Consider the following 14729-nt stretch of genomic DNA (forward strand, 5'->3'; position numbering starts at 1 on the left):
GTTCCCGCCCGTGCTCAGCCCAGATACTCCACGTTTCCACACACCGAGATACTCTGCCCGCTGATGACCGCCCCTTCGTCGGAACACAGGAAGGCCACTTGGTTCGCGATATCTTCGGGACGCGTCATGCGGCGTAGCGAGACTTTCTCGACCAGTTGTTCGCGCATCGCATCGTTGCTGACGCCCCCTGCCTGCGCGCGGGCGGCAATGATGCGCTCGACGCGATCGCCCGACACCACGCCCGGCAGCACGGAGTTGACGCGAATGTTGGACGGGCCCAGTTCCATGGCCCACGTCTGCGTCAGCCCCGCCAAGCCGAACTTGCTGGCGCTGTAGGGGCTGCGCAGCGAAAAGCCCAGACGACCCGCCACCGATGAGATATTGACGATGGCGCCGCCACCGGCCGCCCGCAGCAAGGGCACGGCGCTGCGCGCGCACAGGAAAGTGCCGGTCAGATTCACGTTCAACGTGTTTTGCCAGGCGTCCAGCGGGGTGTCTTCCAAGCGGCTGGTGGGGCCGGACACGCCCGCGTTGTTGATCAGAGCGTCAAGCTTGCCCCAGCGCGCGGCCAGGTCCGCGAACATGGCCATTACCTGCGCTTCGCTGGAGACGTCGGTCACGCTTACCGTCATACGCGGGTTCACGCTGCGTGCCGCTTCGCAGGCTGCCGCATCCACGTCGCAGATGTGCACTTCGGCGCCGGATGCCAGGAATTTCTGCGCGATGGCCAAGCCGATGCCCTGCGCGCCCGCCGTGATCAGGACGCGCTTGCCGTTCAAGGATTCAATCATGATGTCTCGTCAACGTTAAGGCGTTCAGACCGCGAACTCGGGGCGGAGTCCGCTTTTCAAGGGCAAGCCCATGATCTCGCGCGCCTCGGCGGGTGTGGCGGGTTCCATGTCCATTTCGCGGATGATGCGCACAATGCGCTCGGTCAGTTGGACATTGGTGGCCAGTTCGCCGTGCCGGTAATACAGGTTGTCTTCCAGGCCCACGCGCGCGTGGCCACCCAGCAGCAACGCGCTGATGTTGGCTTCAAGCTGCGACGGGCCGATACCGCTGACGCAGAAAATGCTGTTCTTCGGCAGCAGGTCCACCATCATTTGCAGATGCCGGGGCGAGAACGGCATCGCGTTCTGGAAATTCCGATGCACGTTCATGACCAGGTTGATGAAGTGCGGCTCTTCGTCCAGGCCTTCCTCGATCAGCGTCGTGGCGTCTTGCAGGATGTGCGTGGGGCTGAAGACCTCCCACTCGGGCTTGATGCCGCGCGCCTTCATGCCGGCCGCCAGTTCGCGCGCCTTGCTCAGCGGCGTATTCATCAGGTATTCGCGGTCGCCAAACGCCAGGTTCAGCGTGGTGGCGTCCAGCGTGCACATTTCGGCGCCGGCATCCATGCCCTTGAGCCGCTCTTCCCACAAGATTTCCCAGGTGCCGGGCGACGTTTCCTTCACCATGTCGCCATGCACGCCGCCCCCGGTGGAATTGTTCAGCACAATGTCGCAACGTTCGCGGATGCGCTGGTTCATGTCGCGGTAGATGGCGGCATCGCACGTGGCCTGGTCGTCCGGCCGGCGCGCGTGCAGCGCCACCACGCTGGCGCCCGCGTTGTAGCAGCGGTAGACGTCCTCGGCGATTTCAGCGGGTTGCGTCGGCAGGTGCGGGTTCTGGGTCTTGAATGCCATGCCCCCGGTTGGGGCGATGGTTACGATGACTTTGCGTTTGGCCATGGGGGTCTCCGGTTCACTTCCACAGCGCGCAGCGGCTTTCGGCTTTCTTGGTGAAGGCCTCGTTGCCGTCAATGGTCTGCAGCACCTTGAAGTAGTCCCAAGGCGCTTTGGACTCGTCCGGCGTCTTCACCTGCAACAGGTACATGTCGTGCACGACGCGGCCATCCGGGCGCACCACGCCGTCCTTGATGTACATGTCATTCAGCTTGTTCTCGCGCAGGTATGCCAGCACGCGATCACCGTCGTCCGTGCCCAGGGCCTTGACAGCGCGCAGGTATTGCAGCGCCGCGGAATAATCGGCCGCTTGCAGCGACGACGGCATGGCGTTGCGGCGTTCAAAGAACTTCTGGCTCCAGGCGCGGGTCGCATCGGATGCGTTCCAGTACCAGCTATCGGTCAGGTACAGGCCCTGCGTGGCGGGCAAGCCCATGGCGTGGATGTCGTTGATGAACATGATCATGCCCGCCAGCTTCATCGTCTTGGTCACGCCGAATTCATTGGCGGCCTTGATGGCGTTGGTGGCGTCGGCGCCCGCGTTGGCCAAGGCAAGAATCTCTGCCTTGCTGGCTTGCGCCTGCAACAGGAACGACGAGAAATCGTTGGCCGACAAGGGATGCTTGACCGATCCCACGACCTTGCCGCCGCCCGCCTCGACCACCTTCGTCGTATCCGCTTGCAGCGCGTGGCCGAATGCGTAATCGGCCGTCAGGAAATACCAGCTTTTACCACCCGCCTTGACCACCGCCGCGCCCGTGCCGCGCGCCAGCGCAACCGTGTCGTAGGCATAGTTCAAGGTGTAGGGCGTGCATTGCTCGTTGGTCAGCACGGGTGCGCCCGCGCCCACCACGATAATGGGCTTCTTCTTGTCGGCCGCCACCTTGGACATGGCCAGCGCGGTGCTGGAATTGGTGCCGCCGATCAGCATGTCCAAGCCCCGCTGGTCCAGCCATTCACGCGCCTTGGCCGATGCGATATCCGCCTTGTTCTGGTGGTCTGCCGTCAACAGCTCGATCTTCTTGCCGTTGATCTCGCCGCCCATTTCCTCGATGGCCATCTTGATGGCTTCCGCTCCACCCGGGCCGTCGGGGCCGGAGTACACGCCGGACAGGTCGGTGATGAAGCCGATTCGGATGACATCGTCCGAAATCTGGGCGTGCGCGGCGCTTGCACTGAGCAGCGACACGGCGGCAGCGCAGGCGAGCGCGCTGCCGGACTTGATGCGTGGCATTGACAACATACCTGTCTCCTCTTATGTTTTTTGGCTCTTGATGCCTCAAGTATTCTGGGACCGCCCCCGGGCGCGTACAGTCATCATGGTGACAAAGCGGCCTAGGGTTTACCTGTGCGCCTTTTACCTTTTGCCTTTTTCCCCTTTTGCCCTGTTGTTGAACGGAGAAACCATGCGTGGACCGACCGCCAGCCTAGGCAACCAGACCCGTGGCCCCAAGCGCAAGCCGGCCGCGTGCCCGGTGGACAGAATGTTGAGTGTTGTGCCCTGGTACAACGGCATGCCCGAGCTTGAGCGCAACCTGGTCCGCTCGGAACTGCGCACGGTGCCGCTGGCCACTGGCGAATACCTGTTTCGCGCGGGGTCCAAATCGCTGGGTTGGTATGGCGTGGTCGAAGGCCTGGTGAAATGGACCTCGCCCGGCGCGGACGGCAAGTCCCTGTCGTTGGCCGGCTTCAGCATCGGCAGCTGGTTCGGCGAAGCCACCATGCTGCGCCGCGCGCGCTTTGAGTATGAGGTGATTGCGCTACGCCCCAGCCGCATCGTCATCCTGCCGCGCGACACCTGCGAACGCCTGTGGAACCACAACATCGAATTCACCAAGGCGCTGACGATGCACCTGGCGCAGCGGGTCAACTGGCTGATGGCCAGCTACACCGGCAACGTGCTGCTGGACGTGGACACCACCGTCGCCCGCGCCGTGGCGGCGCAATTCGATGCCGAACGCCATTCGGACACGCAAGGCCGATTGAAAATATCCCAGGAAGAAATTGCCAGCTTGTGCGGGGTCTCCCGCCAGCGATGCAACGCCGCGCTGACCCGGCTGGCGCGCGCGGGGGTACTGCGAACGCACTACGGCGGCATGACGATTCTGGATAAGGACGCGCTGTATCAACGGGCGTTGATTGACGATGATTCGGGGGATTCGCCGAGTATGATGCGCCGCTGACTCATTGGAGATGCGTTGACATTCGACGACCAGAAGGCGAGCAGCTTGCCTCGACGGGCCGGGCTGCGCGTAGGTTTGCGGGTCTTGCTCATGCTATTGCCCTTGTTCTGCCTATTGCTGGCTTGGGCAGGCTGGAAGATTCTGAAATCGCCCTACGAACCCCAGGGCGCAACGTCCACGGCGTCGGCATTCATCCAGGACATTCACCAGGAAAACTGGCCACGCGCGCATGACCTGACATTCAAGAACGGCTACACCGGACGCAGCCTGGATGAACTGCGCCGCGTCGCCGCCCGCCAATTCTGCGGGCGTGTGTCCGTGCTGAAATCCTGGCATCCCCCACAAACCCACGGCAACCGGCTGCGCCGATGGCTGAACGGCGTGGCGGTGGATCAAGACCAGGTGTGGGTGGAATTCGATGACGCGGCGTCGGGATGCATGATGACGTTCGAGATGCGGCTTGGCAAAGATAGCCAGTGGAAGGTCTTCAATTTCCAGAGCCATGCGGGGTGATGGTGGGCACCGGGGATTCACTAAGCGTTCATATATGAACACCTAGAGGGGTTAGCAATTCAGATCTGAACAAGGCTCCGAGACGACCGTTGCCGACTTGTTGACGTATTCATTTTTGATTATATTGAATACACCAATAGCGACAGGAGCCGGACATGCCTCGGACTACGACTACAACCATGACGGTACGCCTTAGCGGACCGCTCAGTGATTTCGTCGCCGCCAACGTGGGCGAGCATGGCGACTACGAAAACGTCAGCGAATACATGCGCGATCTGATCCGCCGCGACAAGGAACGCAAGGAACAGGACGCCTTCAACCGACTGAAGGCCGAGCTGGCCCACGCCTTCGCAGCCCCGGAGGCGTCGTACCGCCCTCTGACCGCAGCCGATGTGATCGCGCGCAACCGAGGCTGACGGCGTGGCCAACGTACTGATCCAGGAAGCAGCCTCCTGGCGGCTTGACGAAATCTATCGCTACACGCGCGATCGTTGGGGTACGGATCAAGCCGATCGCTACATTACCGGCCTGTTCGATGCCTTCGAAGGCATCGATACCCACCGGACTTCATCCAAGCCCCTTCCCGCCGAGTTCGGCATCGACGGCTACTTCTTCCGCTACGAACGCCACTTCGTTTACTGGCGCCGGCTCTCGAACGGCGACATCGGCATCGTCACCCTACTGCACGAACGGATGCACCAGATCGACCGTTTTCGGGACGACTTTGGTTTATGAGCGAAAGGCAATTTTGGGAAAGGCCATGCCAAGATCCAGGACGGCCCGAGCAACACGCCACGGCGTTTTCTTGGAACTGCCTGGATGTTGAGGTGGCGCGGGTGAAGGGTTTCTCATCCGGGGGGAGCTGGCGAACTAGCGTAGCCATTTCGGTGTGCCAAGACTCGCCGGTATTTGGGTTCGTCATAAAACTACTCACCGTGACCGTCAGAATGGCGCACCGCCATGCGTTCAAATACCTGCGTACCACTCATAACCACGATCTTCCCAGTAGCCGCCTCGACCGCCCCATAACGTGTCGAACGACGAAACGACTTCGATGCGCATCAGGTATTTCGCCTGTTTGTAGCCGAGCTGCCGTTCGACTCTCAGCCGCAGCGGCGCACCATGTGCAACCGGCAGATCCTTTCCGTTCATCGCATACGCAAGAATCGTCTGCGGATGATAGGCATCGAGCAGATCGATACTTTCGTAATAACGGCCACTGCCATCAAACGTAACCTCTAGCTCATCCGCGCAGTGAAGCACGACATATCGCGCTCCGGGTTTCAATCGTGCAAGATCCAATATCCGGCCGAGGGGGGCCCCCTGCCATTGCCCGATAGCACTCCACCCCTCGACACAATCGTGCCGGGTAATCTGCGTGCGCGACGGCAGACTTTTCAGTTGCGCGAGGGACAGGCTGAGAGGTTGTTGCACCAACCCATCCACCTGCAGCCGCCAATCGGCGAAGTCATTTTCGAGCAGACGGTTATATTCCTCGGAGTCAGGTGCTTGGGTACCATTGGCGCGGAATACGGGCGATAAGTCGGCCACGCTGTATTCTGGGGCCAGCGATTGACGGTCCAGCAGCAATCGCTGACCAGCCATCGTCAGCTTTTCGGTATTGCGCAAGACGGTACCGAACGACTCGCTCTGCGTCACGCGGTCACAGCCAGCCAGCAACAATGTGCTGGCGCCAGAAACCAGGCTGGCCAACATTTTCCGTCGGGAAAATCCTGTTGTCATGATTCATGTCCTGAGTGATCGATGTCATAGCGTCCGGTGATCATCGATCGTATGTTGTTCCAAAAACCAGACAACACGACCATGAGTACATGCACAATGACAAACAGCACCAGCGATGATGCCGTGATGAAATGCAAGGTACGTGCCGACTGCCGGCCCCCGAACCAATCGGGTAAAAACGGAAAGGCCGCGTCAATACCGGGCGACATAGTCAACCCCGTCAACACCATGAGGGGCAGTAGTACCAGCGCGACCATCAGATAAGTGAGTTTTTGCAGGGCGTTATATCGCCGTGCTTCGTCGCCTTTGGCGAAACGCAGGCGTGCATGATCCACGATTTCTCGCCATAGGTGCCGCGGCGTCAGCTGATCCCGATCCGGCAACAGTTCCCCGCGAATATGATTTCGCCAGAGTCCGTGTACTAGATACAGCAGACCATTGATCACCAGCAGCCAGGCAAACAGGAAATGCCAGTTCCTGGCTGCGCCCAGATCGTAATAGGACGGAATGGTCAGCCAGGCAGGAAATGCTCGTGCCGTATCGGCACCGTCTACGTTAGAGACGCCGAGAATGCCGGTTGTCTCGATACGAAGCGCACCAATGCGAAGGAATCCGTGCGTGCCATCGTCACGTTGCTGTGAACCAATCTCCAGCAGCGCATGTTCGGTATCGGCACCATACTGACCCCAGTAGAGTCGGGGGTGCGCATTGAAAATCTGCAATCCGCTGAGCAACATGATTGAAAAGCACAGCACGTTGATCCAATGCGTAATGCGCACGGTCACAGAATGACGCCGGATGCGATGACGGCGCGTTGGACTATCCGCAACACGGATAGAGGTTGAATTAGTGATATTCATGGACAGGGTCTCTTTTCGGCTGGCAGGGGATGCCAGCCGGACATCGTTGTGATCCCATTACATCGGAGGCACGACACCGTTCTTGCCTACGATCAACTGCCCCGTCGACAGCATGCCTTTTGCATCCTTTTGCGCGGGGATGAAAACAGCGGTGCCGGGTTGCACGTCCTCAGCCGTAGCAGGTGCAAGCGTCACAACTGGCGTACCGTTGGGGATGGCGATTTTCTTTTCTTTGCCGTGATAGTTGACCGTCACCGTGCTGCCATCCACCGATTTGACGGCGTCGCCGACGGTAGCATTGGTCATTGTGCTATTGGGTTTCAAATCCCATCCATAGCTGCCTTCCCCGGTTCCTTTGAGTGCGGGGGGAAAGATCAGCACTTCCAACGCGCCGTCGCCGCCGGCAGACTTGGGCAACGAAGCGATGCCCACGAAATCGCCTGGCTTGATATCACCGATGCTGGCTTTCACGACAGCTGACGCCATCCATCCTTTGTTAAGCGTAATAGTCAGTGCTTGACCCTCGCGTGATTTCACCTGTAGTTGATCACCAGCCAGCGAGACCACGGTGCCGCGTACGCGTACGATTTGATCTGCTGGATTGGCCGCCATTGCGGCAGTCAGGCCCCCAGCGACAAGGGCGACGCCCGCCACACTGTTGATGAGGTATTTGCGTAATGTTGAGAGATGCATACAAATTTTCCTGGTGATGAAAACACCACCTAACGAACAATCGGCGTCTAAGGTGAAGCAAGCTGTCGAAAGCCGCGCCGAGAAAACTTTCGAATAACGACCAACTAGTTGGTCGGTTGCTAAACTAAAAAAAATGGCGACCTTGCTCCTATCCGGACAGGAGACCTGATTCAGACAGTCAACTGATGAATAGCAGCACTCACTAGCGTGCGAAAAACCTCTGGCCGGCGGGCCGCCCGCGCCGACAACGATGACTGACTGGATACGCAAACGCGACAATTGCCGTCGCTAGATCAGCTTTTTGTCGCTCGTGATGGCTACCAATCTACTAGTTGGTCGATAGGCTGTCAAGGCGGCTTTTGTCACTCGTCGTCAAGAAACTTCAAGATCGCGCGGTTGAACGCCGCCGGATCCTGAATGAATGCAAAGTGAACCGCCCCGGGTTTTGCAGCGGGCAGCGCGAAGGCGTCACCACCAGCGAGCGCGAGCGGATCAAGGAACTGGAGCGGGAGAACCGCGAACTGCGCCGGGCCAACGACATCCTGCGTACGGCCAGCGCTTTTTCGCACAGGCGGAGCTCGACCGCAAACTGAAGTCGTAAACGCCTACATCGACCGGCACCGGGAGGCTTACGGGGTCGAGCCGATCTGCAAGATGTTGCAGCTTGCCTCGTCGGCCTATCGGCGCCATGCCGCGCGGCTGTACGATCCATCGCGACGCAGCGACCGCGTCCGGCGCGACGAACAGCTCACGCTGCACGGTCGAGCGACTGATGCGCATGCAGGGTCTGCAAGGTGTGCGGCGCGGCAAGCGGCTGCGAACGACCATCGCCGATGACGCGGGCAGCCGCCCGCTGGATCGGGTCAACCGGCAATTCCGCGCAGACCGGCCGAACCAGTTGCGGGTCTCGGACTTCACCTATGTCTCGACCTGGCAGGGCTGGCTGTACGTGGATTCGTCATTGACGTCTACCCCCGGCGCATTGTCGGTTGGTTCAACCATAAACGCCTGTACTCATCCATCGGTTATATGCCGCCCGCCGAAGCTGAGGCAAACTACTACAACCAACTCGGCACAACCGCCGACGAGGCCGTTTTACTTTAACCAAATAGCCTCCGCGATACCCGGGGCGGTTCACCGTAGAAGCTAAGCGTGGAGCGGGTGAAGGGAATCGAACCCTCGTATGAAGCTTGGGAAGCTGCCGTTCTACCATTGAACTACACCCGCTCGGGTGTCGTGCCGCAGCGCTTGGCCTGGGCAGAGCCGACGATTATAGCGCGGGTTTTTCAGATTCCAGGGGCGATTTTTGCGTGCGTCCTTGGCGGTATGGACCTTCGGAATTTAATGCGTCCCCAATTTAGTCCATCCGGCCGACTCCGCCCCGCCGCACCTGCCACTACAATTCGGGGCTATGAAACCCAACAACCCCGCGAACTCCTCCGCGGACACCCCCGCGACGCCTTCCGTGAACACCTCCGACACCCCCGCCGACTCCTCCGCTTCGGCGCCTGCCACCGCCCCCGTTTCCGCCGAAACCCAGGCGGCCTTGGCAAGCACGGCCCACGCGCCGAACAGCCCTGGCGCCACGCACATCCGCAGCTTCGTGCATCGCCGTGGCCATATCACCCAGGGCCAGTTGGCTGCGTTGGAACGTCTGATGGGCGAATGGTCCATTCCGTACGCGCCCCGCCGCCTGGATCCCGCCGCTGCATTTGGCCGTCAAGCGCCGACGGTGCTGGAGATTGGCTTTGGCATGGGCGAGACCACCGAGAAAATCGCGCTGGCGCGTCCCGAAGACAATTTCCTGGGCGTGGAAGTATTCAATGCCGGTGTCGGATCGTTGCTGCGCCGCATTGAAGATTCCAAGATCTCGAACCTGCGCATCATTCAGCACGACGCCGTGGAAGTCGTGCGCGACATGATTGCGCCGGACTCGCTGGCCGGCGTGCACGTGTACTTTCCGGATCCGTGGCCCAAGAAGCGCCACCACAAGCGCCGCCTGCTGCAGCCGGCGTTCGTGTCGCTGTTGGCCAGCCGCATCGCGCCGGGTGGCTATATCCACTGCGCCACCGACTGGGAAGACTACGCCGTACAAATGCTGGAAGTGCTTGGCGGCGAACCGCTGCTGGCCAACACGGCGGACGGCTACGCGCCCCGCCCCGATTACCGCCCCCTGACCAAATTCGAGACACGCGGTCTGCGCCTGGGCCACGGCGTCTGGGACCTGATCTTCAAGCGAGTCGCCTAATGCTCTATCCGCCGATCGAACCCTACCGCCACGGAATGCTGGATACCGGAGACGGCCACCAGATCTATTGGGAAATGTCGGGCAATCCGAACGGCAAGCCCGCCGTGTTCCTGCATGGCGGGCCGGGCAGCGGTTGTTCGCCCGTGCATCGCCAGCTGTTCGATCCGCAGCGCTACAACGTGCTGTTGTTCGATCAACGCGGTTGCGGCCGATCCAAGCCGCACGCCAGCCTGGACAACAACACGACCTGGCATCTGGTGTCCGACATCGAGCGCCTGCGCACCGAGATCATGGGCGCGGAAAAGTGGTTGGTGTTTGGCGGTTCGTGGGGGTCGACCCTGGCGCTGGCCTATGCGGAAACGCATCCGACGCATACCAGTGAATTGGTGTTGCGCGGCATCTTCGGCCTGCGCCGCGCGGAAATCCAATGGTTCTACCAGGAAGGCGCGTCGTGGCTGTTTCCGGACCGTTGGGAAGAATACCTGGCGCCCATTCCGGAAGCCGAACGTGGCGACCTGGTGGCGGCGTATCACAAGCGCCTGACGGGCGATGACGCGGCCGAGCAACTGCGCGCGGCCAAGGCCTGGAGCAAGTGGGAAGACAGCACCATCACCTTGCTGCCCAGCCCGCGCCACCAGCAAAGCCACGCCGCTGACCGCGCCGCGCTGGCGTTTGCGCGCATCGAGAACCACTACTTCGTGAACGCGGGTTTCATGGAAGAAGGCCAGTTGATTCGCGACGCGCACAAGCTGCGCGGCATTCCGGGCACCATCGTGCAGGGCCGCTACGACGTCTGCACGCCGGCCCGCACGGCCTGGGACCTGCATCGCGCCTGGCCGGAAGCGGATTTTCATCTGGTTCCCGACGCGGGCCACGCCTTTGATGAACCCGGCACGCTGGCGCGCCTGCTCGCCGCGACCGACGCTTACGCAAAACAGTGAGGACACCTGACATGCACATCACCCTGAATGGCGACGCGCGCGAGTTTCCCTTGGACACCACCGTCATTGAACTGCTGCAAACACTGGGCTACGCCGGCAAGCGCGTAGCGGTGGAACGCAATGGCGAGATCGTGCCCAAGAGCCAGCACGAACAGACCACGCTCACCGATGGCGACCAGGTCGAAATCGTGGTGGCGGTGGGCGGCGGCTGAAAGCCCTTATCCACATCCCCCGCGGCGCGAACCGGTGCCGCAACCCACAAAGGCCGCTGTCAGTTCAGCGGCCTTTTGCGTGGGTGATTACATAGAAGCGGACCGCGCATGGCATCCCGCGCCCGATGCGGTTTGCGCTTGCCGTGCGACACGCCCTGCAAAGTGGCGAGCATTGTTGCGTAGTCTGCCAAGCGGCTAGCAACCTGTTACACCATACCCTCTCGTCTCGCGGCGATTACGCGAGTAATAATCGTTGCTGCTGGCGTTGTAGGTTGTCGTGTTGTTGTTCTGGCGTTGCACATCGCCCCATCGGGGCAAGGAGGCATCATGAACACCGCGGTCATCATCAATCTTCTCATCCAGCTCGTTGCTGGCGCAGCGGGCGGTAATGGACTGGGAAAAATGCTCCAGCAGTTCAATTTGGGTCCCCTGGGCAACACCATCGCGGGCGCCATCGGCGGCTTGGCCGGCGGTTCGTGGCTGGCGCCCATGATCACCGCCGGGGCGGGCGCCGCCACGGCGGCCAACACGGGGATGGATCTTTCAGCGATAGCGGGCAGTGTGGTGGGCGGCGGAGTGGGTGGTGCCGTGCTGACCTTGATTGCCGGCATCGTACGCAAGATGTTCGTGGGCCGCGCGCCCTGATGGCAATTCGTTTTCTCACCGCAACATAGATAAAGGAAACACGATGGGTCTGCTCAATTTCATCAAGGACGTAGGCGAAAAGCTCTTCGGCGCCAGCGAGGCCAAAGCCGCGACAGCGGACGAGTTGAAGAAAGAGTTGGATAAGCACGGCCTGAATGCGGATGGCCTGCAAATCTCGGTGGAGGGCGACAAGGTCACGGTGGCTGGCGAGGCGCTCAGCACGGAAGACGCCGAGAAAATCTCGCTGGCGCTAGGCAATACCGTGGGCGTGGCGGCGGTGGACAACCAGTTGAAGGTGAAGCAGGCCACGCCCGAAGCCAAGATGTATACGGTGCAAAAGGGCGACAACCTGTGGAAGATTGCCGAAGCGCAGTATGGCAAGGGCCAGGGCGCGAAGAACACGCTGATCTTCGAGGCCAACAAGCCGATGCTGACGAGCCCGGACAAGATCTACCCGGGCCAGGTGCTGCGCATTCCGCCGGCGGCGTAAGCGCTCATTGAACTCGACAAGCCGGAGAACACCCATGCGTTTTCCGGATTGTGTCGCGGCACGGCTCCCCCTGCCTGCCGCGATTGCTTGGCCAGACGCAATGTCTGGCCATTTTTTTGATTACTTCATTCCAAAACGGCCAAGACCCTTCATGCCGCCCATGGCGCGCATCATTTTTGCCATGCCGCCCTTCTTCATCTGCTTCATCATCCCCTGCATCTGCTCGAACTGAGCCAGCAGGCGGTTGACCTCTTGGACCGGCACGCCGGAACCGGTGGCGATGCGGCGCTTGCGGGATGCCTTGATCAGCTCGGGCTTGGCGCGTTCGGCGGCCGTCATGGAATTCAGGATGCCTTCCGTGCGGCGCAATTGCTTTTCGGCCTGGCCGCCTTGCAACTGGCCCGCGGCCTGCTGGAACTGGGCAGGCAGCTTTTCAAGCAGCGAACCCATATCGCCCAGCTTTTTCACCTGGCCCAGCTGTTCGCGGAAATCGTTCAGGTCGAACTTGTTGCCCGACTTGATCTTGGCCGCCAGCTTTTGCGCATCGGCGATATCGATGTTCTTCTGCGCCTGCTCGACCAGCGACACGATGTCGCCCATGCCCAGCACCCGTTGCGCCATGCGGTCGGGGTAGAAAGGCTCCAGGCCGTCCAGCTTTTCGGACACGCCGACAAACTTCAGCGGCTTGCCGGTAACGTGGCGCACCGACAGGGCCGCGCCGCCACGGGCGTCGCCGTCCAGCTTGGTCAGCACCACACCGGTCAGGGGCAGCGCGTCCGCGAAGGCGCGCGCGGTGTTGACCGCGTCCTGGCCCTGCATGGCGTCCACCACGAACAGCGTTTCCACCGGCTTGACCAGGTCATGCAGCGCGCGGATTTCGCGCATCATGGCTTCGTCGATGCCCAGGCGGCCGGCCGTGTCCAGGATCAGCACGTCGTAGTGGTGACGGCGCGCATGGTCCACCGCGCCGCGCGCGATGTCTTCGGGTTTCTGGCTGGGGTCCGACGGCAGGAAGTCCACGCCGACCTGCGCGGCCACGCTTTTCAGCTGGTCGATAGCGGCGGGGCGATACACGTCGGCTGACACCACCAGCACTTTCTTCTTGCCGGTCTTGCGGCCGTGCTGAGTGTGCTGCCCTTCGGACAGCCAGCGCGCCAGCTTGCCGGTGGTGGTGGTTTTACCGGCGCCTTGCAGGCCGGCCATCAGGATGACGGCGGGCGGCTGCACAGCCAGCGACAGTTCGTTGGAATCGGCGCCCAGGTCGCCGCCCATCAGGGCGGTCAGTTCCTTGTGGACGACGCCGACCAGGGCTTGGCCCGGGCTGAGGCTGGCGGCCACTTCTTCACCCAGCGCTTTTTCCTTCACGCGGGCGACAAATTCACGCACGACGGGCAGCGCCACGTCGGCTTCCAGCAGCGCCATGCGCACTTCGCGCAGCATCTCCTGGGTGTTGGCCTCGGTCAGGCGGGCTTCACCGCGCAGCGTCTTGACGACACGCGAAAGGCGTTGAGTTAGGTTATCGAGCATGAGAGGCGTTTCCGCTTAAACTAGTTGATTGAACGGTGGCCGCAGGCGCGGATTCTGCGCTTTCGGGTGGCACGCACCCCAAGGCCCCATCCAGACAACGGTTTTTATGTCACTAGGCATTGTATTTCACACAGCGGCTGCCTTGGCGTACGCAGTGCTAGGGGGGGCTCTCTGGGCCCGCCTGGCCGGCGCCGGGGAAGTCGAACAGACGGGCAAAATCGGCCGTCTGTGCCTGCTGGGGGCCTTGGTCCTGCATGGAATCGGGCTGCAACAATCCATGTTGGGCGCGCAGCATCTGTTCATTGGGTGGGCACTGGCCCTGTCCGCGGCCATCTGGCTGGGCATGGTGGTGTTCTGGCTGGAAAGCCTGCTGGTGCGCATCGACGGCCTGCAATTGCTGCTGTTGCCCGCCGCCGCCATCGCCAGCGCCCTGGCCGCCGTGTTTCCCCAGGGGCAATTCGTGCCCCACGCCGACAACGCCTGGCTACGCGTGCACCTGTTGATCGCCCTGGCCGCCTATGGCCTGATCACCATCGCCGCCCTGCACGCCATGATGATGGCCCTGCTTGACCGCCATTTGCACCGCCCGCTTGACGCCCCCGCCGAACGCAGCATCATTGGCCGCGTGCTGGACTCCCAGCCGCCCCTGCTGGTGCAGGAACAGCTGCTGTTCCGTATTATCTGGATCGGTTTCATCGTGCTGACCCTGGCGGTGGGCTCGGGGTCGGTGGCGTCAATGAAACTGACGGGCAAGATCCTGCCGTTTGACCACAAGACCGTCTTCACCCTGCTGTCCTGGCTGACGTTCGGCGTGCTGCTTGCCGGGCGCCACGTGTGGGGCTGGCGCGGGCGCGTTGCGCTGCGCTGGACGTTGACGGGTTTTGGTTTCCTGATTCTGGCGTACACCGGCAGCCGGTTCGTGCTGGAAATGATTCTGCATCGAGGCTGAC

The 14729-nt window shown here is 61.4% G+C and carries 17 protein-coding genes, 1 tRNA gene, 1 pseudogene and 1 other annotated feature; of the genes and pseudogenes, 11 read left to right on the forward strand and 8 right to left on the reverse strand.

Going from position 1 to position 14729, the window contains the following annotated elements; all coding sequences use genetic code 11:
- Positions 1-14 precede the first annotated feature (14 nt).
- From P8T11_RS16320 to P8T11_RS16330, 3 genes are read right to left on the reverse strand one after another with little or no spacing between them, the layout of a single operon-like run.
- Positions 15-791 (reverse strand): SDR family oxidoreductase, encoded by a 777-nt coding sequence (locus P8T11_RS16320; RefSeq protein WP_268080979.1) that lies wholly within the window; start codon positions 789-791, stop codon positions 15-17.
- Positions 792-815: 24 nt separating this feature from the next.
- Positions 816-1730, reverse strand: a complete 915-nt coding sequence (locus P8T11_RS16325; protein ID WP_268080978.1) for a 3-keto-5-aminohexanoate cleavage protein — start codon at positions 1728-1730, stop codon at positions 816-818.
- Between the two features lie 13 nt (positions 1731-1743).
- Positions 1744-2958 carry an ABC transporter substrate-binding protein gene (locus tag P8T11_RS16330; protein WP_268082341.1) on the reverse strand — a complete coding sequence of 405 codons (1215 nt, stop codon included), beginning with the start codon at positions 2956-2958 and terminating at the stop codon, positions 1744-1746.
- A gap of 172 nt (positions 2959-3130) precedes the next feature.
- Here P8T11_RS16330 and P8T11_RS16335 point away from each other — a divergent pair, with 172 nt between their 5' ends.
- The 4 genes from P8T11_RS16335 to P8T11_RS16350 all read left to right on the forward strand — a co-directional run bounded on the left by P8T11_RS16335 (position 3131) and on the right by P8T11_RS16350 (position 5155).
- A complete protein-coding gene (locus P8T11_RS16335) occupies positions 3131-3907 on the forward strand; it encodes a Crp/Fnr family transcriptional regulator (RefSeq protein WP_268080977.1) in 777 nt (258 codons plus the stop codon).
- A gap of 90 nt (positions 3908-3997) precedes the next feature.
- Positions 3998-4420 carry a hypothetical protein gene (locus tag P8T11_RS16340; RefSeq protein WP_268080976.1) on the forward strand — a complete coding sequence of 141 codons (423 nt, stop codon included), beginning with the start codon at positions 3998-4000 and terminating at the stop codon, positions 4418-4420.
- A 179-nt stretch (positions 4421-4599) separates the two neighbouring features.
- The gene (locus P8T11_RS16345; protein WP_268080975.1) at positions 4600-4836 is read left to right on the forward strand and encodes a ribbon-helix-helix domain-containing protein; all 237 of its coding nucleotides are present in this window, start codon (positions 4600-4602) and stop codon (positions 4834-4836) included.
- A 4-nt stretch (positions 4837-4840) separates the two neighbouring features.
- Positions 4841-5155 carry a type II toxin-antitoxin system RelE/ParE family toxin gene (locus P8T11_RS16350; protein ID WP_268080974.1) on the forward strand — a complete coding sequence of 105 codons (315 nt, stop codon included), beginning with the start codon at positions 4841-4843 and terminating at the stop codon, positions 5153-5155.
- A 231-nt stretch (positions 5156-5386) separates the two neighbouring features.
- Here the strand turns inward: P8T11_RS16350 and P8T11_RS16355 are convergent, their stop codons facing one another.
- From P8T11_RS16355 to P8T11_RS16365, 3 genes are read right to left on the reverse strand one after another with little or no spacing between them, the layout of a single operon-like run.
- A complete protein-coding gene (locus P8T11_RS16355; RefSeq protein WP_268080973.1) occupies positions 5387-6163 on the reverse strand; it encodes a molybdopterin-binding protein in 777 nt (258 codons plus the stop codon).
- Positions 6160-7023 (reverse strand): cytochrome b/b6 domain-containing protein, encoded by an 864-nt coding sequence (locus tag P8T11_RS16360; RefSeq protein WP_268080972.1) that lies wholly within the window; start codon positions 7021-7023, stop codon positions 6160-6162. The genes P8T11_RS16355 and P8T11_RS16360 overlap by 4 nt, the downstream gene beginning before the upstream one ends.
- A gap of 57 nt (positions 7024-7080) precedes the next feature.
- Positions 7081-7716, reverse strand: a complete 636-nt coding sequence (locus P8T11_RS16365) for a hypothetical protein (protein ID WP_268080971.1) — start codon at positions 7714-7716, stop codon at positions 7081-7083.
- A 449-nt stretch (positions 7717-8165) separates the two neighbouring features.
- On the opposite strand from P8T11_RS16365, the pseudogene P8T11_RS16370 reads away from it, so the two are divergent.
- Positions 8166-8709: pseudogene (locus P8T11_RS16370) on the forward strand (IS3 family transposase); the annotation flags it as partial.
- Positions 8273-8388, forward strand: a sequence feature (AL1L pseudoknot). (Overlaps the previous pseudogene by 116 nt.)
- Before the next feature lie 160 nt (positions 8710-8869).
- On the opposite strand, the gene P8T11_RS16375 reads toward P8T11_RS16370, so the two are convergent.
- Positions 8870-8943: transfer RNA gene (locus P8T11_RS16375), tRNA-Gly, on the reverse strand.
- A gap of 184 nt (positions 8944-9127) precedes the next feature.
- Here P8T11_RS16375 and trmB point away from each other — a divergent pair.
- The 5 genes from trmB to lysM all read left to right on the forward strand — a co-directional run bounded on the left by trmB (position 9128) and on the right by lysM (position 12252).
- On the forward strand, positions 9128-9964 hold the full coding sequence (gene trmB / locus P8T11_RS16380; protein WP_268080970.1) for a tRNA (guanosine(46)-N7)-methyltransferase TrmB: 837 nt from the start codon (positions 9128-9130) through the stop codon (positions 9962-9964).
- Positions 9964-10905: a prolyl aminopeptidase gene (pip, locus tag P8T11_RS16385; RefSeq protein WP_268080969.1), complete on the forward strand. Its 942-nt coding sequence runs from the start codon at positions 9964-9966 to the stop codon at positions 10903-10905. Before trmB ends, pip begins: the two co-directional genes overlap by 1 nt.
- A gap of 11 nt (positions 10906-10916) precedes the next feature.
- Positions 10917-11117, forward strand: a complete 201-nt coding sequence (gene thiS, locus P8T11_RS16390; protein ID WP_268080968.1) for a sulfur carrier protein ThiS — start codon at positions 10917-10919, stop codon at positions 11115-11117.
- Positions 11118-11444: 327 nt separating this feature from the next.
- Positions 11445-11762: a hypothetical protein gene (locus P8T11_RS16395; RefSeq protein ID WP_050445694.1), complete on the forward strand. Its 318-nt coding sequence runs from the start codon at positions 11445-11447 to the stop codon at positions 11760-11762.
- Between the two features lie 43 nt (positions 11763-11805).
- Positions 11806-12252: a peptidoglycan-binding protein LysM gene (lysM, locus tag P8T11_RS16400; protein WP_268080967.1), complete on the forward strand. Its 447-nt coding sequence runs from the start codon at positions 11806-11808 to the stop codon at positions 12250-12252.
- A gap of 120 nt (positions 12253-12372) precedes the next feature.
- Here the strand turns inward: lysM and ffh are convergent, their stop codons facing one another.
- Positions 12373-13779, reverse strand: a complete 1407-nt coding sequence (gene ffh, locus P8T11_RS16405; RefSeq protein WP_050445692.1) for a signal recognition particle protein — start codon at positions 13777-13779, stop codon at positions 12373-12375.
- 106 nt (positions 13780-13885) lie between these two features.
- Between ffh and P8T11_RS16410 the strand changes: the two genes are divergently transcribed.
- On the forward strand, positions 13886-14728 hold the full coding sequence (locus P8T11_RS16410; protein WP_268080966.1) for a cytochrome C assembly family protein: 843 nt from the start codon (positions 13886-13888) through the stop codon (positions 14726-14728).
- Position 14729 lies beyond the last annotated feature (1 nt).

Origin of the sequence: Achromobacter spanius, from assembly GCF_029637605.1 — a bacterium.
Classification (GTDB): domain Bacteria; phylum Pseudomonadota; class Gammaproteobacteria; order Burkholderiales; family Burkholderiaceae_B; genus Achromobacter; species Achromobacter spanius_E.